Genomic DNA, 25405 nt, shown 5'->3' with positions numbered 1-25405 from the left:
ACTATGAGGCAAAATTGAAAAGCTCAAAAACTACATTTTGGCAAAAGTTCACCTTTTCTGATGTCACTCCTTTTTTAAAAAGTCTCAGGAAACGTCCTGCCGAAAAAAAAGACTTAAATTCAATAAGTTTTATTAACGAAACACTTGCGCAAAAAGACCCATACCCAGAATTTCAAGATTCTCTCCACGAATTAAGAAAATCTCCAATACAATTTATAATAAAATCAGAAAAAACGTTGCTTTTCAAAATGTTCACCATTCATACATCAGATGTTACACTATCATTAGTATCTTCTATATTAGCTATTCAAATTTTACGCAGTTTTGAAAGTCCTTCAGAAAATTTCCGTTTGATTGATTTATTCTATCACGAAGCAAATACGAATCAAACAGTTGTTTTCACTGGTATGCTTGCAATCTTTATTTTTTTGATGAACCTTGTTGCTTCGAGTTTGCATGCGCAGAAAATTGAAAAGGAAATGATGCTTTCTTGGAGAATTCCATATAAACTAATACAGTATATGTATACTCATCTTTTATTAATATGCAAAAGTGATCGCTCTAAATTTCAAGCTGGAGATATTACAAATTTAGCGCAAAATGACACAAAATATATAGGTAATTTTCTATCACATGCTTTTGTAGATTTTCCGGTTCTATTTACCTCTTGCTTTTTAGTTATGTTAATTATGTTACTTATTCTGGGAAAAATTGCTTGGATTGGTTTACTTATTATTTGTTTACAAATACCACTTTCAATTTTTTTTACATGGCTAGGAAACAAACTTCATAATGAGATGATGATTCGTGGCGATAAAAGACTACATTTAATTTCTGAATGGATAAAAGGAATGAGATTAATTCGATACTTTGGCTGGGGAAATCAATTTAAACATGAAATTAAAAATGCAACATTATCTGAATTTAAACAAGATTTAAAAATTACTGTAAAATATTGTGTAGCATTTTCTTTAACACATAGCTGGTGGATGGTTGTAAGCAGTGGTATATTTGCTGGTATTGTATATTATAATAGTGATAAAAGTTCTTCCTCAATTTTTGCTGCAATCTGGTTATCTAGTATATTAGGACAACAAATTACTCCCCTTCCTTGGTTTGTTAACGCATGGTCTCAAGCAATATCTGGATCTAATAGATTAAAAAAATTTTATAAATTAAGAACACAATTAGAAGAGTTTAAACCTGATAAAAAAAATGATCAAATTTCAAATAATCAAAGAGACTTTCTTCAAGAAATTTTAATTAACCAAAACAACTATAAAATTTTTGTAGGTTTTAAGTTAGAAAACGTATCACATCAATTTTCACCAAACGAACCAATGGTTATTAATGATATTAATTTAGATATTCATCCAGGAAAAACTGTTGCAATAGTAGGACCTGTTGCATGTGGAAAGTCTTTATTAATTCAAATTATTATGGGAGATATTACACCAAAATTTGGCAAAGTTTTTGTAATATTAAAGGTAATAGATAAAAATAATAAAGAGTATTTATTTCAAGAAAATGTCCATTCTGAATTTGGTTTAGAAATTTTAAGATCAATTCAAGCTTATGTACCACAAGATGCATTTATTATAAGTAGCACTATTCGTGAAAATATTCCATTAATTTACCATAATAATTTATCTGATTTCAATAATGATAAAGATATTATGAATTCATTGTATGCAGCGAGCTTTTATGATGATTTAAAAAATTTCACCTCTGGGCTAGATACCGAAATTGGCGAACATGGCGTAAATCTTTCTGGGGGTCAAAAACAAAGAGTCAGTTTATCTAGAAGCGTATTTGCAAAATCCTTAGTGATTTTTTTAGATGATCCTTTTAGTGCTGTTGATGTTGTTACAGAAAAAAATTTAGCTCATAACTTATTTAAAACAGAATGGGGCATCAAAAAAACAATAATTTGGAGTACCCATAGACTAAATTATTTAAAAAATTCAGATTTTATTGTTTATATGGAAAATGGAAAAATTATTGAATACGATAGCTATAATTCTTTATTTTTTAATAAAAAATCAAGATTTAATCAATATATTTTAGGTAAAAATCAAGATGAAAAGTAACAAAAAATTTCTTGCAACAGAAAACAGAAATGTTGGAAAAATTGGTTTTTCTTTATTTTATAAATATTTAAAATCGATGCAGGGTTATAAATTTTTTATTCCAATTATTTTTATACTCATTGTTTTTTCTAGCATTACAGATAGCGGTTTTAGATACATTGTTTCATTATGGATAGATAATTGTGCTAATTCAAATTGTTTAAATTACTTAGAGATTGAACATTCTTTATGGAATTACTTACATTATTCTTCAAACGAAAAAATTATATTTTTCTTTTTTTTATTTTGCTTAATAGCTATAATATTAAAAGCATTACACTGGATGATATTTATTGGATTTTTATCAAATGGAGCTAGAGTTTTGCATGATCAGATGGTAGAAAGTTTTTCAAACGTTCGAGTGACTTTTATAGATGAAAATCCAACAGGAAGGTTGATTCATCGATTTAGTGGCGATTACAATCAGGCTAAAAATGAAATTCCTAATATATTTGTAGATATCTTTAGTTCAATAGTAGAATTACTAATTGTAATTTTTATTGTGATATTTCAAGCACCTTTTGCTATTTTTAGCGTTTTACCTTGTATTTTTTATTATTATAAAATTCAACAATTTTTTACCTCTTCATATCGCGAAATACAAAGGTATAGTAAAACTCTAGAAACTCCGATATGGAGTATATTTACTGAAACAATTAGTGGATATCAAACAATCAGAGCCTACGGCAAAACCAATCAGTTTTTAAAACATTTGCAATATATTGCACAAGATTTTGCTAAAGCATCATTATTACAAAGTCGTATTTTAAGATGGTTAAATTTACGACTAAAATTTACTTCTGAATGCTTTGCTCTTTCGATTACCTTAATTGCAATTTATTTTATGTCTCAAAAAGTGATTGGAGTTGGTAGAGCAGGATTTTTGATGAGCTTAACAATTGGCTTAGACGTCATCATGCAATGGTTAACTCGAAGTTTATCATTAATTGAATCAAAAGTGGTGAGTATTGAAAGAATTATTGAGTATAAGGATTTACCTTCTGAACATAAAATTGATAAAAAGCTACCTGGTAATTTAACAAAAAATTGGCCTAATTATGGCGAAATCATCATAGATAATCTTTCTGCGTCTTACAGAGAAGATCTTCCAATGATTTTAAATCACTTATCTATAAAGTTTCATGCAGGAAAAAAAACAGGGATTATTGGTAAAACAGGTGCTGGAAAAAGCTCTATATTTCAAGCATTTTATAGAATGCTCTTTGTTCATAGTGGTAAAATTATAATTGATAATATTGATATCCATGAAATTCCCCTAGAAGTTTCTCGAAGTATTTTTGCGATTGTTCCCCAAGAACCTCATCTGTTTTCGGGAACTCTGAGATACAATCTCGATAGATTAAATAAATTTTCTGATCAAGAAATTTGGCAAGCCCTTACAGAAGTGCAACTCGCCGAATATATAAAAGCACTACCAAACCAACTCAATTACAAAATACAAGAAAAAGGAGAAAACTTTTCGGTGGGCCAGAGGCAATTGATTTGCATGGCAAGAGCAATCTTAAGTCATGCAAAAGTTATTTTAATGGATGAAGCAACGGCAAGTGTTGATTATAAAACAGAAACCTTGATTCAGCATGCCATTCACAATACCTTTGCCCAAAAAACCATTATTATCATCGCACATAGACTTGAGACATTAAAAACAGTGGACCACGTTGTCTTACTTGGCAATGGACAGCTCCTAGAATATGGTACACCAGAAATTGTTCTCTCAAAATTAAGAGACAGCATTTCAATGCATCTCACTTAATAGCAGGAAAAGATAATGGAAAAATCAGTAAAAATTCTTATCACCGGAAAACTCCACGATATTGCTCTACAGCTTCTGAAAAATCCGCCACCGGAGTTGGCTGTTACTGAACCACTTGAAGTTGTTTATATACCTGATGCTCCAAAGGACGTCATCCTCAAGGAAATTGAAAATACCAAAGTTCTTATTAGCCGCTCAGAAACAGATGTTGATGAAACTCTGTTGCGTGCTGGCAAGAAATTGAGCGTTGTCGCTAGAGCGGCTGTTGGCTATGGCAACATTAACTGTGAGTTAGCCACTGAGTTAGGTATACTTGTTGTTAATACACCAGGCAAAAACACAAACTCAGCCGCAGAGTTAACATTGGGCTTACTTTTAGCGCTATTTCGAAAAATACCCTCAGCTCACTTTAGCACCCAACAAGGAAGCTGGAATCGCCATGCTTTTACAGGATTAGAATTAGGCGGCAAAACAATTGGAATTGTGGGGTTAGGCAATGTCGGTCATCGGGTCGCAAAATTTGCAAAAGGGTTTGACATGCGTGTCATCGCCTATGATCCTTACATCTCTGACGATATTTTTAAACGTCATCATGTCGAGCGAAAAAATTCTTTAGAAGAACTTCTTAGCGAAAGCAACATTTTAACAGTTCATGTTCCTTTAAATAAGGAAACAAAAAATATGATTGCAGATGCTGAACTCAAAAAACTTCCTAAAGGGTCGGTTGTATTAAATCTTGCTCGCGGCGGCATTATTTTAGAAAAAGCATTATTACAAAATTTAAATGATGGGCAAATATCTTTTGCAGGTATTGATACTTTTGAAAACGAACCCTCTCCTTTACCAGAATTGATTTCGCATCCTAATGTTATTGTGACACCCCATATTGGAGCCAGCACCCAAGAAGCGCAATTTCGCATTGGCGAAACAATTGCAGTTCAGGTTTTAAAATCTTTACGAGGTGAAATTGTTGATTACCCTGTCAATTTACCGCATATTTCTATAATCGGGTCAGGCAATTTGCGAAAACTTTCTGTGCTTGTAGAAAAAACGAGCCATGTTGCAGCACAAATTTTTGATTTTCTGCCATGTTCATTAAAATTAAAAATTGCGGCAAATGTTTCACAAAACGATTTACAAATATTAAAACTTTCTTGTATTAAGGGATTTTTAACCCATGCGTCTGATGAATTTGTATCTTATGTAAATGCCGAACGAATTTTAGCACGACGTGGGCTTACAATTGAGTTAGAATTGCTGACAACCAGCGAACACCAAAATGAAATTTTGGTTGAAATTGATGGTAGCAAAACAAATGAACACATTTCTGTTGGAGCTGTTTTATACAATGGACAACATGAGAGATTGTGCTCAATCAATGATTTTCTATTTGAAATCGAGCCAGATGGCGACATGATCATTATGCAAAACCATGATAGACCAGGTGTCATAGGGGATGTTGGCAGTTTTCTTGCAAAACATGAGGTAAATATTGCACAATTTGAACTATCTCGAAACAAACGAGGAGGGATGGCAATGAGTTTAATTCGAATCGATGGTGCTTTAAATAATAATATTATTGCAGGACTCAAAAAGCTTCCTAATTTGATCTCAGCAAGACTCGTAAGCGGCTTGTAAATATCTGATTTAATCATTGAAAAATGAACAAATTGATGGTAGCGGTGTAAGTTACTGTATTTTGTCCCAAAAGGAGATTCCCTTTGAATCCAAGTTATGAAATTATTGAACAATTATATAGACTTGACATTGACTCTGGCTTGGTAACACAAGACCAACGCGTTGCACAAAAAGAATTGTCAGAACTCGCAAAAAAATCACGTATCAGCGAAGAAATTATCTCTAAAACTCGAACAGACATGTCTTTTCATGAGTCTGAACTCCGCCGCCTTTACAAAAAACTCGACGACCTCGATGAGCGCAAAGCAGAACGTTCTGCGAGACTTTTTGCGGCAAGAAATGACGACGATCACCGTAGCCTTAAAAGAGAGCTCGACAATGTAGAGCGTGAAATTCGTGACACTCAAAGAAAAGCTGACGACATTGAAAATCGTATCGAACAATCAAAATCTTTGTTCCATAAAGCTGAAGCAGAGCTGTCAGCTTCTGCCAGCGCTTCTGAAGGTGAACGTAAAAAAGCTCAAGAAGCAGAAACAAACTCTGCTGGAAGACTTAATGAAATCAATAAAATTCGTGATACATACCTATCTCGCTTAGACGATCGCATCGCACAGCACTACATGAGAGTTTCTAAAATCACGAGAAGCCCCAATGGACCTATTTGTCGTGTTATCGAACGCGCATGCGGCAATTGCCGTATTGGGCTTTCACCACAAATTTTAAACAATATCGCACGCGGCAAATCTATAGAGTTTTGTCCAAATTGTTCTCACGTTTTACTGCCAAACACAGCTGATTGATAGAACTATTTTCATTGGTAAATATACAAATTATCCTCTAAATACATCGTCATCTCGCTTGGCTTTAAAGAAGACTGCGAGATGGCTTTTTGTTTTGCCAAATTTGCATGTAATGCTCCAGAAAAATATAATGATGCAAAATATAACTTTGCTATAAAAAATACTCATTGCAAAATACCACTTGATTTATTTTAAAATAATTGTAATTATTTAATTTATTATATGTATAACACGTATAATAAACGACAAAATATTATAGAATATTTAATTTTTTGTGTAAATTTTATTAAATAAAAAAAGATACAAAACATGTACTTAAATAAAAAAATTCCAAAAATATTATTACAAAACACTGCATTATTAGGTGGAAAAATAAATATTAGCGAAACAAATAAATCTTTTCTACAATCACCATCTAAAAGTTTTAGATTATATTATGAAGGATTTGCTTTGCGGGGCCATTCAGAACCTTATGATAAAATATTTAAAGAAGGATTTTCAAAAAGAAAAAACTTAAATACTGAAAAAAATGCTGCCCTGGCATACGGATACAACTCAGAACAAGTTGGGATAACTCTCTCTTACGGAATTTCTTGCACAACAAACATTAACATAGCAAAAGATTATTCTTTTCTTTCCTCAAAACGAAATAAATATCAATATAATTTTGTTTTCTTAATAGATGCTCGCTCTTTCAATGGTATAGTTATCCCAAGAGTGCAACAAAATATTTTAAAAATTGCAAATCCTTTTCCACCTGGAATTATTAATGAAATAAACTACGTTAACGATATTCCGTCTGAATCAATTGTTGGCGTCTTTGATATGAACAGCAATAAATACGATTCCTTGATACTTAATAAATATTATACTCCAACACACAAAAGTTGCTATTTTGGCAGAGAAAGAAATTTATCAGAATTGATTGAGTTAATTAACACTTATAGTTCAGATAGAATGCAAAAAATGCATAAAGAATATTTAAACAGTAAGTTACATAACCACAAGTATCGTTACTATGATTTTCAAGAATCCAGTGAATTTCTGGAAAGAACAAAAAAAAGTTGGTTTCAAAAGTTTTTTTAAAGTTAGCTTAAAACTATAAACAAAAAATAAATTAGTGCCCTTAGTTTTCTTAATCTATTAATTTCTGTACTCTAATTATGAAACTGTGAAATAAGGAGTCAACAATGAAATTATTAGTTTTTAGTAGCAAAAATTATGAAAAACATTATTTTAATACTGTAAATCAAAAATTCAAATTTGATATCAAATTTTTAGAAACAAAACTCACACCAGAAACAGCGTTGTTGGCAAAAGGTTTTGAATGTATTTGTGCCTTTGTCAATGACTCCTTATCTCCTGAAACAATTCAAGTACTTCATCAAGTTGGCGTTAAACTCATTGCATTACGCAGTGCCGGGTTTAATCATGTGCATTTGGCCACTGCTAAAGAATTGGGTATTCCCGTTGTTCGCGTTCCTGCTTATTCGCCACATGCCATTGCTGAACATACAGTTGCTCTATTGCTCTCCTTAAATCGCAAAATTCATAAAGCTTACAACCGTTCTCGAGAATTTAATTTTTCGCTTGAGGGTTTAATGGGCTACGACTTGTACCAAAAAACAATAGGTATCATTGGAACTGGAAAAATTGGACAAGTCATGGCTAAAATCATGAACGGTTTTGGATGCCGCGTTCTTGCCTATGACAAGCAACCGCAACCCAATTTAACTTATTTAAATTATTGCTCTCTAACAGAATTGTATCAAAAATCAGATATTATTTCTCTCCATGTTCCATTAACTAAAGAAACACATCATTTGATCAATCGTGAATCCATTCAAAAGATGAAGCCAACGGTCACGCTAATTAATACGAGTCGAGGTGCTATTATTGACACCAAAGCGCTCATTTACGCCCTAAAAAATAATCTCATTAAAGGTGCTTGTCTTGATGTTTACGAAGAAGAAGACAATTATTTTTTTTCAGATTGTTCTGAAGAAGGAATTGCAGACGACAATCTTGCGCGATTGTTAACTTTTCCAAATGTTTTAATTACCGCCCACCAAGCTTTTTTAACAGACGAAGCAATGAGCCATATTGTCTCTACAACTTTAGAAAATATTCTGGAATATAAAAATGGTACAACTCTTACTAATGCCCTGTAAATTATAGCTTCTTTTTTTGTAAAAGACTCCTCCCATTGCCAAACCTAAAGTCATATGGGAATGATAAAGAAAGGAAAGATTCCTAACATCTAATTCTCTTTCCAAAAAATTTTTACTTCTGGAGTCGCATTTTATGTCGAATGAAAAACGCCTTGTTCTTGATTGGACAAAAGTCCACGACGTCTTTCCGATAGAAAAACACTTGGCGCAAGAAACGAGCAATTTAATTTCAGCAAAAAATTCTTTGTTAATGGGCAAAGGCAAAAGCTCTGAATTTACGGGATGGGTTGATTATGCTGTTGATGAATCCCCAAAAGTATTAACAACCATAAAAAACACTGTCGAAACAATTTGTCAGCATTCTGATGCACTCGTTGTTATTGGTATTGGTGGCAGCTTACTTGGCACTAAAGCTATGTATGAAGCATTAACGCACAGCTTTGCACCCATCCATCCAGAAACGTTGCACCGCAAACCAATTTTATTTTGGGCTGGACATCATCTCGCAATTGATGAACTCACAGAACTACTCGATGTTCTTGACCACTATACCCCAAGCTTACTTGTTGTTTCTAAGTCAGGAGGCACCACAGAACCCGCAATTGCGTTTCGTGTGCTAAAAAAATATATGGACGACAGGTTTGGTACTGACGAAGCCAAACACCGCATTTTTGCAATTACCGACCCAACCGAAGGCACTTTATTAAAAATTGCGAAAGAACAAAACTACACGCACTTTTCTATCCCTAAAAATATTGGTGGGCGATATTCTATTTTTACTCCTGTTGGTTTGCTCCCGCTTGCTGTTGCTGGTATTGCGGTTGAAGACTTTATTGCCGGTGCCCAACAAGCTTTTTATGATTGCACCACAGAAAAAAATCATTCCTTAGAAACCAATCCAGCACTATGCTACGCGGGAATTCGCAATATTCTGTATGCAAACAAATTCAAAATTGAAGCTCTTTGTACATGGTCACCCAAAACAAGAGGCATTGCAGAATGGTGGAAGCAACTGTTTGGTGAAAGTGATGGAAAAGAAAATACAGGTATTTTTCCAACAAGCTGTAACTTTACCACCGATCTCCATTCTCTTGGACAATATTTTCAAGATGGTGAACGCCATTTATTTGCAACCCATTTAAAAATTCAAGATGAGTATTCGCTTTCAAAAGGATCGGTCAAAAGAAAGATTAAAATCCCTGACGCGAATATCAATGATGGTTTTCAATTTATCACTGGCAAAGATATTTCTTATATTCAAAATGAAGCACAACTTGGCACATTTTTAGCACATTCCGACGGTAAAGTACCAACCTTAGTTTGGGAAATTCCTGAACTAAACAGTTGGTGGCTCGGCTATTGGATGTATGTTAATATGTTAGCCTGTGGAATTGGTGGCTATGCCAGAGGGATCAATCCATTTGATCAACCAGGGGTTGAAGACTACAAAAATAACATGTTTGCCCTAATTGGAAAACCCAACTACGCTGAAAAAGCAGCCCAAATTCGAGGCCGACTCAGCTCAGGCAATCGATTACGCTCCCTTGGTTTAACGAGCAAATAAGCGCCTTCACTCAAACGTTAAGGAAAATCAATGAGCGTACAAATTCAATTTGATCAGAACACAGAAAATGTTCAATTGGGCAATATTTCAGTCAGACTGTCTAAAGAATACAATGTTAACGCAAATTGGCTGGGTCATGAGCATGCGTCGCATCAATTGCGCGCAGCATGGCTGCGTTTTTCAGATGATGATATGCCCATGAACCCACGACTTATTGGAAAGCCTGGAGTTGGCAAAACAACATTGGCAGTATCGATCGCAAGAGAACTGAATTACCCTACCTTTTTAATGCAAGGGACAAGCGACACAAGACCCGACGACTTAATTATTACCCCTGTTATCACTGAAGGGAAGCAAATTTCGTATGTTGCAAGTCCGCTTGTGACTGCAATGCTTGTGGGTGGCGTATGCATTCTTGACGAAGGCAACCGCATGTCCGAAAAAAGTTGGGCCAGTCTTGCGTCTTTACTCGATCACAGGCGTTACGTGGATTCTGTTATTGCTGGAATTCGCATACACGCCCATAAAGAATTTCGGTTTGTGACAACCATGAATGACGATTCCAGTGTATACGATTTGCCCGAATATATTCAAAGTCGTCTTAATCCACAAATTTTTCTTGATTTTGCAGACATAGAAACAGAAGCACGCATTATTCGTTATGCTGTTCCTTACATTGAAGACAATTTACTCAGTCTTTTGGTTAATTTTTTAGCCATATCTCATAGATATGAAGAAAACTATTCTGTACGAGACGGCATTCAAATAGCCAAATATGCACAGAGATTGCGATCTTTAAATAAAGAACTCACCCTCCCCAAAGCACTTAAATCAAGTGTATTTGCAATTTTAGGAGAAGATGCTTTAAAATATTTTCCACAAGATGAATCTCAGCTTAACTTAACAGCGAAACACAATTTAAGACCTGTTTAAATAAGAAGCAAAAACGAATGACAACCAAAAATCGAGAACAGCCAAATCTCATAAAATTATCAAAATATTTAAACTTTGTTTTTGATAAAGAACAGTTAAATAATATAAAAGAAGAAGATAATTTTTTAGGCTGGGAATATAGTGTTGGTAAAATTGAAATGCCTGCTTTAAAAAAAATTTTTTCAAATAATGAAATTATTTTTTTTCCGGTTACAAAAGCTAATTTACAAGAAAACTGTATAATTAAAAATCTAACAAAGTTAAAAGAAACAAAAAATATTTTTAATAATTCTCATATTCTTATAGATTGGCCAGAAGAATTTCAACAAAATATAAATCAAATTATCAAAAGCTTTCCTCAATGTATCACAGCCACTCCCGAACTAATTAAATCGCAAAATTCTATAGAAAATTTAAAAGAACAAAACTTAATAGAGCAAATTGAAAAAAATCCTATTTGTTTTTTTGAACCCTTCGACACAAGAAGACATTTTCTTCATGCATTTTATGAACAAAATATAAGTATCCAATGCATTGGGAGCGTAGAAAGTTATTTGCAATGGAATTTATATCTTCAAACCATTTCTGAAAATTATCTTCCACCTGAGCTTTTAGTCTCTGGAGCATTAACCACTTGGATTCAAAAAAATTTAGAAATAGAAATTACAAATATTTTAAAAAGAAACATATTTTTACAAAAAAATCTTTTTGATTCTGTTAAAAACATAATTAAATTTATTCAAAAACACCCTCATCAAAAAATTATAATTGTATGCGGTTATGAACTAATTAAAACAATTAACTTTATTTTAAAGAAACAAAAAATAGAAATAGAAAAATTACTAAGTAATGTTATTTCTTTAAAAAATTCAAAATCTAAAAATAATTTAAAACAATTTAAAATTTACCAAACTTCATATGAAACTTTTTCAGAATATATGAACTTAACAGGTTTTTTTGCCAAAGATCTTCTTGAAGAAAAAAATTATATTCTAAGTTGGATTCAATTCGCACAAAAAAGTTATGCTGCAGCTTTTATAAGAACAGCAGCAAAGTATGCGGAATGGACAAAACTCGAAATCAACGCAAGTCAAGAACGTGATTTTTTTAGATTTTCTTACAGACTTGCCCTTGATAGAAATATGTTATTTCCTTGTATTTTTGATATTCTTCTTGCCGCTAAAGCTGTTGTTGATTCAAATTTTGCATTTGAACTATTTAAAGAATGCAAGGACATTCCAACCAATCCAATTTATTCGTCATCATTAGAAACGCTTCACCTACCTTTAAATCAATTTTTTAATAAAACTGCAAAAGTAAGCTTAGAAAAGTTTGAAACTATTCAAAGTCAAAAAAAATTTTCAAAAACTAAAATACAATCTATTAATAAATTGCCACTGAATAAAAATATAGAACCTGTTAGTGAAGAGAAATATGCTAACAATAGCTGGGTTCACGACGATCACCCTTATTCGTGTTCATTCCCAAGTGAAGATATTTTTATGGAAAAACTTGCTCTTAATATTAAAAAAAATATGCAACATAAAATTCGCTCCCAAGAAACAGTATTTTTAGAATTGCAAGCAGATTTTTGTGATGGTCTTGATATTCGGGAGACAATAAGAAATTGGCATAAAGAAAAAATTATCATTAAAGATTGTCTTCATACAGCAAAAGCAGATATAGGTACTGTGGTGTTTAGTTTTGCAGACTCTTCTAAAGATTACGAATATTCTTGGCGTTCATTTTGGCTTGCAGAACAACACGATGATAGCAACTTGATGTTTTATGCTACACCTTTCAAAAACAATTTAATTGGTCCTGGCATTGCTAAAAGTGAATTTGGTGGTTTTGCAGTGATGCCTTTGCCCAGTGCAATAGAAAATCCTTGGAATAATCCTTATATTCAACACCATGCACGAAATTTTACAGAATGCTTAATTTTAGCAGGAGCGCTCTCAACAAATCATAAAAGTCTTTTATTTATTTCTAATCACCCACCCTCACAACGAATTGCAAAAATTTTAAAACAAAGTAGAAAAAACATCATTTATGCCAAACTAGATGAGTTTTCTCAAGAAGATATTCGAATGGTTCGCACATTTCATATTTTAGCAGAAGCCGGCGTGCGTAATTATGCTCAAAAATATATAAGAAAGGATTCATAAAAAAATGTCTCTTAATTTTTTGTTACTGAAGCAAAACTTAAAACTTCGCGCATGTGTTTTGGCTTCTTTAGCATGTTTCTTTACTGTACAAACATCGCATAGCAGCACAAACTTAACCCCTAAGCTGAATCAAACTGCTTACATTATACCTGGGGCTAAAACACAAGCTTTTCAATATCATTTTCCAAATGGACTTCGCCTTATTGTAGTTCCAGACAACCGCAACCCTATTGCCACTATTCATTTTATGCTTGATGCGGGCAGCAATAGAGAAACTAAGGGAACAACTGGCCTAGCCCATTTTTTTGAACATATGATGTTTAGAAAAACCGTAGGGGCTCCTGAAGGAAATTATGATCGAGTTTTAAACTCAGTTGGTGGATCTGGCAATGCTGGAACAAACGACTCTTTTGTCACCTATTTTACAACATTCCCTGCTCCTGCTCTCGAAACAATGCTCAAACTTGAATCCGAACGATTTAAACACCTCGATCTCGCAGAGCCTTATTTTTCAATCGAAAAAGGAGCCGTCATCTCAGAAAGAAAACTTCGAGTTGAAAACGATCCTTTAGCCAGAAGTCAAGAATTTCTGCGTGCCATTACAGAACGCGGGACTTCAATGGAATGGCTTACCATTGGTACTAAAAAAGATGTTCAAGACATGAAAATTGAAGCTGCAAAAAAATTTTATGAAGGCTTTTACACCCCAGACAATACATTACTTGTAATTGGTGGTCCCTTTGAACACAAAGACGTGGCAAATTTAGTCAATAAATATTTTGGCGACTGGAAAGGAAAATTAAAAACACAACACACTAAACTTCCTGCAGATTATTTTACGAGAGATCTCAATAAAAAATTTATTTGTAGTGCTCCCATCATGACCAAACGCTTTCGCTTTGTTTATCCATCAAGTCACTTCGATTTAAAATCAATTATTTATTCTATTATCTTTCAATCCCTTCTTGATGATCATGCTAACGGAACATTTGAAAGACGACTTGTCAAAGAAAATCTCGCAACTGATCTTCTTTTTTATAAAACATATTGGCAAAATCAAAGTTACCCCATTGTTGCAACGTTTTCTTTGTCTAAAAACCAATCATTTGAAGAGGTACAAAAATTTTGGGAAAAGGGAATTGATGAAGTACTAAACAAACCTCTAACTACAAAAATCAAAAAACAAATTTTAAAACAACTTGCTGTTAACAATGCAGAAACAGCAGAACGCATGACAGCATTAACAAATACTATTTTAGATAATACATTCTTTTTAAAAAACTTTAACGCAGTTGGAACAGCCGAAAAAATTGCAGAAGCAGCAACAACAGAATCTTTAAGACAATGGATTAAAGAAAATTTAGGAAAACATAAATATTATATAACAGGCATTGTGCCACAAGAAGAAGCGATTAGTTGTCAAGACTTTTTTAACGATTTTAAAAAATCACACAAATAAATAAGGAAAATTTGGAATGCAGTTTCTCAAACATTATTTTTTAATAAAAACATTCAAAATTTTTTCTGTTTCTGTTGGTTCATGGATTTTTGCAACAACTTCTTTTGCCCAAGACTCATTGCAAACAAATCGTCCTGTCATTTTTACCAAACCTACAGAACTCAATTGGCGCTCAATAACTTGGCCTAGTGTTAATTATGTTCGTATTCCCATAGATGGTGGTGCTGCGATCTACACTTTGCCCAGCGAGTCTGCACTTAAGTTTAAAATTAATCTCGTTTTTCCTAGCAATGTTTACTCACTAAAACAAGAGGAACGCACAGCATTTGGAGCCTTAACGGATTTATTGGTTTTTGGTGGCAGTGGTAACATGAGCTATGATGCCTTTCAAAATTATATCACTGAACATGGAATAAACTTAAAAACAGGACTTACTCCACAAGGTCAGCTATTTATTACAGCTGATGCATTATCAACTGATTTTCCTAAAGTGATTGAACTCATTGCAAACGTCATTCTAAAGCCTCGCTTTGAAAGAAATGCTCTGCCTCTATGGAAACAACAGGCAACCGATTCTTTTAGAAAATTACTCGACTCTAACACCCCAGATAAACAAATGCGTTTTATTGATCAACAGGCAATTGAGTTAATTTTTGGAAAAACTCATTACTTTGCAACAGCAATTGCAAGAAACTCTCCTAAAAAAATTAATGCCGTTACTTACGATAAAATTAAAGAAATTTACGCAAAAGTGGTTAGCAAAAATGGGCTAAATCTCTTTGTTTCAGGTAATTTTAATCAAAAAGATATAGAGTCAATAAAAAAACTTGTGACAAAAATTCCTTACAAAGAACCGTCAATCACAACCTGGCTTCCTTCTCGTGACGTTGTTGAGAACACAATGCATTCTATTAGAACAGAAATCGTCACAAAAGCAGATATGTCGCAATCTTTAATTAGTCTTCGTTACTATTTTCCAAAACTTGGTAAACTCAATTCACTGGAGCAAGTGCAATTTACTATTTTAGAAGAGATTTTTTCTGCAACAGGCGGAGTTGTCGGCAATGACCGTTTTTCTAAAGCGCTACGAGCAGATTCTGGTATTAGTTATTCTCCCCACGCCTTTTTCAACGCTACGTATCTCTATCCAAACACAGACGTTGGGATGTTTGCCTTGTCGTTTCAGAGTCCTAATGAACGCGTTGCTGAGGCAGTTCAGATAGCGACAAAAACCTGGAATGAATTTATTGAAAAAGGCGTAAACCAAGAAGAACTTGACAATACACGAACATCTTTAATGAATAGAATGCTTGCAACAGAACAAACTATTTTTAATAAAAGCGACGAATTGATGCTTCAAATTAACAAAGGCCTACTACCAAACATCAATCCTATTGAAATGGCTTTATCTAAACTTGATAAACAAAGAAGTCTCAATGAGATCAATGCAATATTAAAAAAATTACGTCAGGAAGCAGTTTTTCCGGTTCTCATAATTATGGGAAATCCTCCTGAACAACAAATTGAGTTGATTAAAAAAATTGACAACATTAAAATTATAAATATTAATAAATTAGAGGCGTTAACCAAACACTATTTTTAACCAAAAAAGAGGAACGCGTTTCTATGATTAAATCCTTTAAGGTAAGCCAAGGTTCTGCCTCCGAATTTATTAAAAATGTGACAGAATCTTTAGCCACCCGCGAATTGGGAAAGATTGCTAATATATCAATGCATGATGAAAAAGTGGTGATTCGTTTTTCAAAGCTTGGAAAAAGTGAAGTTTTTTTTTCACTCACAAAGCAACCTAAAGGTTTTGAATGCGTTCACGAATCTGAAAAAATATCTCTCACCCATCGAGCCTTTAGAGCTGATATTGAGACGAAACTTGCAAAAGTTCTAGAACAAAATGGAGCTATTATCACAACCTGATAAATAAAAATTATCTGTTTTTCTATGGCTCATCAGAATATCTTGAAGTTTTGACTTGAGAGTCTGACTACCATGGGGTATGCAGATTTTTTGATCTTGAGACACTATTTGACCTAATGGAGAACATTCAATGACATTTACATCAACAGCAATTTCCTTAGAATGGAATCGTAACAACCTTATTCTTAAACGCGGTGCAAGCCAAATTTTGATCAATGTAGAAAACGTGCAAAGCTTAAGAAGCCAAGAGTCTGAAGAATCTTTTAATCAATTTTTCAGAACAACTGCTCTACAAAATAGAGAAGCTCGCAGAGTTTTCTCTTCTTGGGAAAGAAAAGATGACGCGCTCTTACACAAAATTTACAAAGAAGTCACCTCTGTATAAATAAAATATAAATAATTTCAATACTTTACAAGGCGAAATTACATATGGAAACCACTTTTACGAAAACACAACACAATTATAGCAACATTGCTTATTATAAGTTTGTCGATATTGCAGACCCACAAAGCTTACGAGATGTGTTGCTAAATCTATGCAATTCTTTATCAATTAAAGGTACAATTATCTTAGCACACGAGGGAATCAACTCTTGCTTGGTTGGTAAAGACGAAAACATCGATAAATTTATTGAATTTATGCACAATCATGAGCTTTTTTCTGATGTTGAGTTTAAGAAAAGCGTGAGCGACCACATTCCTTTTAGAAGAATGCTTGTTAAAGTTAAAAATGAAATTATTCCAATGGGACTTCCTTCTATTGATCCTGCGCGTTTTACAGGAAACTATGTCAAAGCCCTCGAATTAAAAAAGTGGCTTGATGAAGGCGAAGATTTGGTCATTCTTGACACCAGAAACGATTATGAAGTTGAACTTGGCACCTTTCGTAATGCAATTGATCCAAAACTCAAAAAATTTAGAGATTTTCCACAATGGATCAAAGACAACTTTGCAGAGTATAAAAACAAAAAGGTTATCACGTTTTGCACAGGCGGTATTCGCTGTGAAAAAGCAACGGCATTTATGAAACAAGAAGGTTTTAAAGATGTCTATCAAATTCAGGGTGGAATCTTAAAATATTTTGAAGAAACTATGAATAATGCACCAAACCAAGATAACCACTACGATGGTGATTGTTTTGTATTTGATTACCGCGTGGCAGTTGATAAAAATCTGCATGAAACTCAATACGAAATTTGTTATTCATGCTGGAAACCTCTTTCTCAGGAAGATTTACAAAGCAAACTGTATAAAGAAAATGAATTTTGTCCTCACTGCTTTGATAACTATAATAATAAAGAACTCCAACGTGAAAACGTAATGCGGGAAAACAACATGCGTGCACTTCAAATTAGACAAGAAAGATCACGCCAAGTTCGCGAAAAAAGAAACTCACTTTCTCTTTAATTTTTTCTATTATGCCTCTACTGCTTATTTCTAATGTGGAGGCTCATAAAACTAATATTTTGTACCCACCATATTAATAATAGGAATAGCTGTAATGTCATATTTTATACCATCACTTATTTTAAGCTTAGGCATTGTTAGTTCAAGTTATATACTGCGAAACTCTATTGAAAATTATAGAAATTTTGGACGTTTTGTAGAAGTCAAAGGTTTAGACGAAAAAATAGTAAAAGCAAATGTCGCAAACTGGGAACTTAATTTTACTGTTGTTGGAGACGATCTCAAAAAACTTTATCCACAAATTAGTTTTGCACAAAATAAAATTATCGAATTTTTAAAAGAGAATGGCTTTACGGAAGAAGAAATAGAAAAACAATCTATTTCTATTAATGATGCCAAGGCCAACGCCTATAGCACAGAGCGTCCCTCTGCGCGATTTACAGCTAATTCTGGAATTAATCTCAAAACCAATAAAGTTGACAAAGTCAATACGGTAGTACAAAAAACAGGCGCGGTGATTGAATCTGGGATCGTTTTAAACACAAATCATGTTAAGTATCTATTTACCGATCTCAATACAATCAAACCAGACATGCTTGCTAGAGCCACCGAGAATGCAAGAGAAGCGGCAAACACTTTTGCAAAAAACTCAAATAGCCATGTTGGCTCTATCAAAAAAGCCACTCAAGGGCTTTTTACCATTAGCCCTGCCTCATCAGAAAATAACGACTACGATAATGGAAGTATTTTAAAAAAAGTTCGTGTTGTGACTACGGTAGAGTTTTTTATCAATTAGTAGCTTATTTTTGACTTAATTGTGCTGCAACATCATACACACTGTTAATGATCATTTTCCAAGGCTCATTGGCAAAACCTGGAAAACTATCACCACAACAGTACAATCCCTCTATTCCCATTTTTGTTTCTTTGACTTCTATATTTGCAGCGGTATCACAGGTCATTGTATATGCGACCGGCAATAAAATAATTTTTTCTGAAATTTTATTTTCTGGAATACGCGCCCCTTTTTTTAAGTCTTCACTAAATTCTGGTTTTAGAATTCTTGTTGCAGCACGACGCAAACGGGCAACGGCATCACGCACTGCAGGAGCTTGCAAAGAGTCTTCATAGTCTAATTTTATTGAAAAAATCATGCGTCCATCGTGCGTTAAAAATCCCATCACTTTTTCTACAGGAAAAATAAACCGATCCCCGAGTGATACGTTTTCTGGCCAATGCTCACATTTAAATTTTAAAAAATCGGTGATTTCTGAAAATATTAATGACACAGGTTTAACTTTGGAAACAAAGCGTGATTGGCTAGGAGAAAAATGTTCTTTCGATAATAAGCTTAAACATTTGACTAAAGGAATTGCAAAAATCAGTTTTTGGCATGTAAACGTTTTTTGTGCAGGATTTATATTGTCAGACAGTAACAAATCAAATTTAGAGTTTGTATGATGATGAAGCCGCATGACTTCACAATTCGTGCGAAGAACAACGCCTCGCTTTTTAAGAATACTTTCAACTATACACTCAAAATAATGTTCTCTAAAAAAACAGGTCGGAACTTGAAAGTTTAATGAATTAAAAAAATCTTTAAACAATTTATGAATATGAATAAATGATGCTTTTTCCCAATTTGGCCAACGATTGTTGCAAAAATTGGAGTTAATGCTTCTTTAGTTGATTTGGTTAATGAAACCCAAAACTCTGATTTTTCAAAATTAATATTTAAAAAATTTTTATCAATTTGTACATTATTAAAATCATCAAAAATAAATGACTTAAAAATTTCTGCTTCTTTTTTGGTAAAAATTTCTGAGGATCCTGCAAATAACTCAGTATCAGAAACAATTTCCTTTTTTACAAAAAAACATTGTTTTTTTTGAGAAATAACTTTGTCTTGAGTGTCTTGAAAAAAAAGCTCAATCTCATTTTTTTCAAGCTCAGACAAATGTGATTCAAAATGCCGATACATAATTTCTAACGAATTGCCTTCAAGCCATTCAAACCCTGGTTCACTGAGTTTAAATTGTTTGTCATTAAGTTGAGTCACAGTGTTTTCTAAAGGCTGGTGATATGAAGAAAAAAAGAATCGACCACCAAGATGAGGTTGTTTTTCAAATATTGTAATTCCTTTTGCACACAAATTGGGATCGCGCGATAAACGAAGAGCCAACAATAACCCAGACATTCCTCCACCAATAATTGCAATAGATGATTGGTTTGTAGAATTGAGATCATTGATTGTGAGCATAAGGATTACCTCTCATTCTCATTGTCTTTTGGGGAGTGTTCCACTTCGCTTTGCGCCAGTTCTTCATCCCGTTTTTGCTGACGGGCTTTTAGATCTGCAATCATTGTTGCATCAGAACTATCACCCTCTCCTTCCCTAAAGCTTAATCCTTTTAATATACCAAGATAACTTCTGTAACGTTCATGAGAAATTTCCCCTTTTTCTAAGGCATTTTTTATTGCGCATTGCGGTTCTTTATCATGCGCGCATTCTGTGTACCTACATTTAAAAGGTCGAAATTCTGGAAAACAATAGCTTAAGGTAATTGGGTCGTAGTTTTGAATATTAAACGATCGAATACCAGGTGTATCAATTGCATAAGCACCAATATCAAGTTGCAATAAACTATTGTATGTTGTTGTATGTCTTCCTTTATAAAAAATATCAGGATTTTCATCAACAATTTGCTCAAATTCTGGTTTCATTAAATTTAAAATACTGCTTTTTCCAACTCCAGAATGCCCAGCAAAACCAACTAATTTTCCTTTAAATAACTTACGCAATTTTTTAATATTTTCAGACGTTTTTTTAGGCTTTAATGCACAAATCTCAATTACTTCGTATCCAATTTTACGATATATTTCGACACGATGTTTATACGCTGCAATAAATTCTGGACTCGCAATTTTAACATCTTCTAATAAATCAATTTTATTTAAAACAATCACAGCAGGAAGATGCTCAATTTCTGCCTGAACTAAAAAACGATCAATTAACCCCCAGCGCACTTCGGGATGCAAGACAGATGCCACAATGGCGATAAGATCGATATTTGCAAGCATAACGTGTTCCCATGCGGGGTGCATGGGATCTTTTCTTGTAATTTTACTTGTTCTTGCAAATGCATGTTGCACAACACCACGCGGCAAATCGGTGTTGAGAGGCTGCCCATCAGCATCAAATTGCAATTCGGCATTGGGTTCAAACAAAATGCGATCGCCTACAACAACTAAATTTCTTTCTTTATGTGCCCGCTGAAAATGTCTTTTGGCAACAGAACAGAGCCATAAATTTTCTGTAATTGGATTGCCGTTTTTGTCTTCTTCGGCAATAAAAATATTGCGCTTTTGCACTTCAATCACTCTACCACGACGATAGCCTTTTTGATAAAGATCTGTTAGTAAAACATCTAATTTTTCTTTTGGATTATTAGAATTGATAATCCAATCATCTACAATTCTAACACGTTCTGTACGTTTTTCTTTTTTAATTTTTTCAATTTTTTTATAGTTGTTACGTCTATCATTTTGGTCAAAAAAGTTTTTTATGCGAGCCAAGTGCTTACTCCTATTGATGTTTGCCCACAATACGTTTATACATCAACCCGCAAAGCTTGAAAACCAAACCTTACAGGCGTTTGATTCTTATGGAACATGAAAACAATATTGACAACAGTAAAGAATTTTTTCTTTACAATGACACTCTCCTTCGACTTGAGTGGCAAAAAATCACTCATTATCTCGCTCATTTTGCAATTTTTCCTCACAGTAAAATGGCATTATTGCAACTAACCCCCTGGATCAGCAAAGAAGAAAGAAATTTTTACTTTAAAGCCACCAGAGAAATGCTTGAGCTGCACACAATGGGGCAATCCCTTTCGCTCGAACCATTTGACGCTGAATTATTTAAAAATTTATTGCCAAAAGGTGCTGTGCTTTCTCCGCTTGCTTTATTTCATATTTCTATTTCATTAAAGCTTGCAGAAGTTATTCAACATTTCTTTAAAGGCGAAAAAGCAAAATCAGGTAAGTATGCAAGCTTATGTGCTCTTGCAGAACAATTGCATCCACTGCCTGCATTGTCTGCAACTTTAAAACGCAGCATTGATGCAGCAGGCAGCATTTTATCAAGCGCATCTCCAGAGCTCGAATCTGCAAGAAGTCGCTATGAGCACGCCAAACGAAAAATAGTCGAACAATTAGAAACTATTTTAAAAAAACAAGACATCAAAACCTCATTGCAAGATAATGTGTGGATGCTCCGCGACGGACGCTACGTGTTACCGGTGCGTACCGATCGCAAATCTGCAGTAGAAGGAATCCCACGAGGAGTCAGCCAAAGTGGTTCAACAGTTTTTATTGAGCCGCATGCCTTGTCACTACAACACGCACAACTCGAAAAAGCACAAACTGACATCGAAATCGAAGAGAATCGTATTATTTTACAACTTTCTAAAGAATGTTATCAACATTTCGAAGTCATTCTTAAAAATATTGAGACATTAACTGAGTTTGACAAATTGTACGCGCAAACAAAACTTGCGTCTTTACTGCATGGTGTTGAACCAACTTTTTTAGAGCAATCAACATTATCACCGCGATTTCGTTTGACCCAAGCAAGACACCCTCTCTTTCTCCTTGAAAACAAAAAATGTGTTGCAAATGATCTCTATTTAGAACCGCAACACGATGGACAAAATTCACCCTTGGTTTGGGTATTAAGCGGCCCTAATGCAGGTGGCAAAACCGTTGCCATGAAGACTATAGGGATTACCGTTCTTATGGCCAAAGCAGGTCTTTTTGTTGCCTGCGAAAAAGCAGAAATCATCGATTATGAAAACATTTTTGTTGAACTTGGCGATCGTCAAAGTCGCGAAGATGACTTGTCAACCTTTTCTGGACATCTTGCTCAAATCAAACGCATTGCAGAAAGCGCAAATGACAAAACCCTAATTTTACTTGACGAAGGTTTTGTTGGTACCGATCCAGCCGTGGGTGTTGCCATGGCGCGCTCTACATTAGAGTTTTTTTGCACCAAAAATGCGACTGTCATCATCACAACTCATTTTTCTAATTTAAAAACTCTAGCAGACAATGACGCACGATTTTGTAACGGCAGCATGGAGTTTGAACCCAGTGCATTACAACCAACCTACAAGCTATTAAACGGCATTCCTGGCCAAAGTTACGCCATTGAGCTTGCAATCCGCATGGGATTGGATAATGCCATCATTCAAAACGCCAGAAAATATTATGGATCCGAAGCGCAACGAATGGAAAATATTTTAAAAGAATTACAACTTAAAAATATCGCCATTAAAAAAGAACTTCATGAACAAGAAGACTTAACAAAAAAACTAGAAAAAGAATTTTATTCTTTACAAAAGGAGAGACAAGAATTTATTGAGCATAAAAAAAGTTTGGTCAACAATTATCGAACTAAATTACAAAAGCGCTTAAATGCATTTGAAAATCGCCTTGAAATCCGCGAAAGACAGTTTGAAAAATTAAAAGACACCATGCAAAGAGAGTTTGAGGCGGCTTTGCCAAATGCCGCGTTTGACACTCACCAAACAGCACAACACTCAGCTCCTAAAGATTACGACGAAAAACAACAAGAAATTCCAGCAACTTTATCTGATAAAAATAATGCAAAACCCAAAAAGCTGACTAGCTTTGAAGACCTGTCTAAATTAAAACTCATAAAAAAATCTTCAACATCACAAAATTCTCAAACGTTTAGTTTAGACGAAAAAGCAGAAAAATTTAGAGCTCCAAAGCATCACTCAAGTAGAGCATTATTAGACGAAGCAAAACTCAGTTTGCAAATATTAAAAAACTCTTATGATACCATTGAAGATTCGCTTCACAAAGACATTGATCACCTTCTGCATGAGCAAGACAAAACCAACGCCGAGCAAAAACAGTCTTCAAAAAAAATAATCGAAGAAGCACGACAACAAAAACATGATGCTGAATTTTGGCAAGCAGGTATGAAAGTCCGCTCACAAAAGTTTAAAGAAAATGGAACTGTATTAAAACCTGCAGATTCTAAAGGTATTGTTGAATGCCAATTTGGAATGATTAAGGTTAAAGTACCACATTATGATCTGACTCTTTCTAATGCCCCTCAAGCAAATAATCCGTTAAATTATAACAAAAAAACCTTATCATCCAAAAAACAAACGCTTTATAAAAGTGCAAAACCAAATTCTGTTGATGCGGATATTGCTCCAGTTTTACCTCATTCTGGTAATTCTATCGATCTCAGAGGCAAAACAGTTGATGACGCCCTTGATAAACTTGACTTAGAACTTGATAAAATGAATCGCATGTTGGTACAAAATGTTGTTGTGATTCATGGCCATGGTCTTGGTAAAGTAAAAGAAGCGGTTAGAAAATATTTAGAAACTACCAGTTATAAGCTTCGTTTCCGCAACGGTCGCCACGGAGAAGGTGGTGACGGTGTCACAATTATTGAATTTGATAACTAGTCTTAACCCTAAATCTAAGTTTAATATTAGGTCAGATATTTAAAGTTTTTTATTTTAGTTATTTTCAAAAGTCTTAAATACCAAGAAAGGAGAGCAATGAGTCGAGACGATTTATTAAATGTAGAGGGAATTGTTACAAATATTTTTGCTGGAGGGAAATATACAGTGAACTTAAATAACGGCCTCACAATTTCGGCAAAAGTATCTGGTCGCATGCGCAAAAATCAAATTAGTGTGATTATTGGTGACAAAGTCACAGTGGGGTTGTCTCCTTATGATATTTCACATGGGTTAATTATTTCTCGCGAAAAGCTATCTTCTAAAGCGAAGTGAGTTAAAATCTTTACTCCGAAAATCCAGAAATTTTACTTGCTTTAATTTTGGAAATTAAGCTTTGATATTTAAGATCAACGGTATACTTTTTTTTAATAAATGTAATCCATTTTTCACAGATAATCTTTGCTTTCTCTTCAATTTTATCAAAGCTGCAGATAAGTTCATAAGTATATTTTTCTTCAAGCTGGTTCCACGAAAACACATGCATGGCCTCCAGTCTTTCGCTCGAGATCCCCATTTTTTTGAGGTTATCTTTTGAAACCTGGGTCTCTGCTTTAAGTGCTAAAAAAACCTTTACCTTTTGATTATTCTTTTCTGGAACAATACCTGTACACGAATACTCATAACGCCACGGATCCTTTGCCTCATCAAGAAAAACAGAATACCCTAGCAACCAAGGAAAATTTTGCGCTGGAAGACCGCGAATAGGGTCACCAGTTGACGCTCTTTCAACATCTTCGTAGCGTTGATTGTTCCAAAACCCCATGTCGCTCCTTTTTCTATTGAATTTATTTTGGCTTATAGATAATCCTGACTTAAAAATATATCATTTTAAGGCACCTTACTTTACAAGCTTAATTA

At 34.0% G+C, this 25405-nt stretch carries 21 protein-coding genes; 17 read left to right on the top strand and 4 right to left on the bottom strand.

Features of this window, described 5'->3' with window-relative positions; all coding sequences use genetic code 11:
* The first annotated feature begins 14 nt into the window (after positions 1–14).
* From Spiro2_RS05075 to Spiro2_RS05005, 15 genes are all read left to right on the top strand, one after another.
* Positions 15–2090, top strand: coding sequence for an ABC transporter ATP-binding protein (locus Spiro2_RS05075; RefSeq protein WP_338637481.1), 2076 nt, complete (start codon positions 15–17; stop codon positions 2088–2090).
* A complete protein-coding gene (locus Spiro2_RS05070) occupies positions 2080–3903 on the top strand; it encodes an ABC transporter transmembrane domain-containing protein (protein WP_338637480.1) in 1824 nt (607 codons plus the stop codon). Before Spiro2_RS05075 ends, Spiro2_RS05070 begins: the two co-directional genes overlap by 11 nt.
* A 15-nt stretch (positions 3904–3918) precedes the next feature.
* Positions 3919–5541: a phosphoglycerate dehydrogenase gene (gene serA, locus Spiro2_RS05065; protein WP_338637479.1), complete on the top strand. Its 1623-nt coding sequence runs from the start codon at positions 3919–3921 to the stop codon at positions 5539–5541.
* Between the two features lie 83 nt (positions 5542–5624).
* Positions 5625–6341, top strand: coding sequence for a zinc ribbon domain-containing protein (locus Spiro2_RS05060; protein ID WP_338637477.1), 717 nt, complete (start codon positions 5625–5627; stop codon positions 6339–6341).
* 309 nt (positions 6342–6650) lie between these two features.
* Positions 6651–7427, top strand: coding sequence for a hypothetical protein (locus tag Spiro2_RS05055; protein ID WP_338637476.1), 777 nt, complete (start codon positions 6651–6653; stop codon positions 7425–7427).
* A 104-nt stretch (positions 7428–7531) separates the two neighbouring features.
* Positions 7532–8512, top strand: a complete 981-nt coding sequence (locus Spiro2_RS05050; protein WP_338637475.1) for a 2-hydroxyacid dehydrogenase — start codon at positions 7532–7534, stop codon at positions 8510–8512.
* Positions 8513–8645: 133 nt separating this feature from the next.
* On the top strand, positions 8646–10076 hold the full coding sequence (locus Spiro2_RS05045; protein WP_338637474.1) for a glucose-6-phosphate isomerase: 1431 nt from the start codon (positions 8646–8648) through the stop codon (positions 10074–10076).
* Positions 10077–10106: 30 nt separating this feature from the next.
* The gene (locus tag Spiro2_RS05040) at positions 10107–11009 is read left to right on the top strand and encodes an AAA family ATPase (RefSeq protein ID WP_338637473.1); all 903 of its coding nucleotides are present in this window, start codon (positions 10107–10109) and stop codon (positions 11007–11009) included.
* Positions 11010–11026: 17 nt separating this feature from the next.
* The gene (locus Spiro2_RS05035; RefSeq protein WP_338637472.1) at positions 11027–13177 is read left to right on the top strand and encodes a hypothetical protein; all 2151 of its coding nucleotides are present in this window, start codon (positions 11027–11029) and stop codon (positions 13175–13177) included.
* 4 nt (positions 13178–13181) lie between these two features.
* Complete coding sequence (locus Spiro2_RS05030; RefSeq protein ID WP_338637470.1) at positions 13182–14636, top strand: pitrilysin family protein; 1455 nt, start codon at positions 13182–13184, stop codon at positions 14634–14636.
* 16 nt (positions 14637–14652) lie between these two features.
* Positions 14653–16239, top strand: coding sequence for a M16 family metallopeptidase (locus Spiro2_RS05025; protein ID WP_338637469.1), 1587 nt, complete (start codon positions 14653–14655; stop codon positions 16237–16239).
* Positions 16240–16262: 23 nt separating this feature from the next.
* Positions 16263–16568 carry a hypothetical protein gene (locus tag Spiro2_RS05020; RefSeq protein WP_338637467.1) on the top strand — a complete coding sequence of 102 codons (306 nt, stop codon included), beginning with the start codon at positions 16263–16265 and terminating at the stop codon, positions 16566–16568.
* A 130-nt stretch (positions 16569–16698) separates the two neighbouring features.
* Entirely contained in the window at positions 16699–16953 is a 255-nt protein-coding gene (locus tag Spiro2_RS05015) for a hypothetical protein (RefSeq protein WP_338637466.1), read from the top strand.
* A gap of 44 nt (positions 16954–16997) precedes the next feature.
* Positions 16998–17975 carry a rhodanese-related sulfurtransferase gene (locus Spiro2_RS05010; protein ID WP_338637465.1) on the top strand — a complete coding sequence of 326 codons (978 nt, stop codon included), beginning with the start codon at positions 16998–17000 and terminating at the stop codon, positions 17973–17975.
* Positions 17976–18069: 94 nt separating this feature from the next.
* Positions 18070–18771, top strand: a complete 702-nt coding sequence (locus Spiro2_RS05005) for an SIMPL domain-containing protein (RefSeq protein ID WP_338637464.1) — start codon at positions 18070–18072, stop codon at positions 18769–18771.
* Between the two features lie 4 nt (positions 18772–18775).
* On the opposite strand, the gene Spiro2_RS05000 is transcribed toward Spiro2_RS05005, so the two are convergent.
* The 3 genes from Spiro2_RS05000 to rsgA all read right to left on the bottom strand — a co-directional run bounded on the left by Spiro2_RS05000 (position 18776) and on the right by rsgA (position 21551).
* Positions 18776–19450 carry a hypothetical protein gene (locus tag Spiro2_RS05000; protein WP_338637463.1) on the bottom strand — a complete coding sequence of 225 codons (675 nt, stop codon included), beginning with the start codon at positions 19448–19450 and terminating at the stop codon, positions 18776–18778.
* Between the two features lie 104 nt (positions 19451–19554).
* Positions 19555–20235: an FAD/NAD(P)-binding protein gene (locus Spiro2_RS04995; protein WP_338637462.1), complete on the bottom strand. Its 681-nt coding sequence runs from the start codon at positions 20233–20235 to the stop codon at positions 19555–19557.
* Between the two features lie 5 nt (positions 20236–20240).
* Entirely contained in the window at positions 20241–21551 is a 1311-nt protein-coding gene (rsgA, locus tag Spiro2_RS04990) for a ribosome small subunit-dependent GTPase A (protein ID WP_338637461.1), read from the bottom strand.
* A gap of 89 nt (positions 21552–21640) precedes the next feature.
* Between rsgA and Spiro2_RS04985 the strand changes: the two genes are divergently transcribed.
* Both Spiro2_RS04985 and infA read left to right on the top strand, forming a co-directional pair.
* Complete coding sequence (locus Spiro2_RS04985; protein ID WP_338637460.1) at positions 21641–24487, top strand: endonuclease MutS2; 2847 nt, start codon at positions 21641–21643, stop codon at positions 24485–24487.
* Positions 24488–24583: 96 nt separating this feature from the next.
* Positions 24584–24820, top strand: coding sequence for a translation initiation factor IF-1 (gene infA, locus Spiro2_RS04980; RefSeq protein WP_338637459.1), 237 nt, complete (start codon positions 24584–24586; stop codon positions 24818–24820).
* A 10-nt stretch (positions 24821–24830) separates the two neighbouring features.
* Here the strand turns inward: infA and Spiro2_RS04975 are convergent, their stop codons facing one another.
* Positions 24831–25310 (bottom strand): hypothetical protein, encoded by a 480-nt coding sequence (locus tag Spiro2_RS04975; RefSeq protein WP_338637457.1) that lies wholly within the window; start codon positions 25308–25310, stop codon positions 24831–24833.
* Positions 25311–25405: the final 95 nt, after the last annotated feature.

The sequence above is a fragment of the Spirobacillus cienkowskii genome, from assembly GCF_037081835.1.
Taxonomy (GTDB): Bacteria; Bdellovibrionota_B; Oligoflexia; order Silvanigrellales; family Silvanigrellaceae; genus Silvanigrella; species Silvanigrella cienkowskii.
The sequence above is the reverse complement of the archived record's forward strand: the minus strand, read 5'-3'. Positions and strand labels throughout refer to the sequence as shown.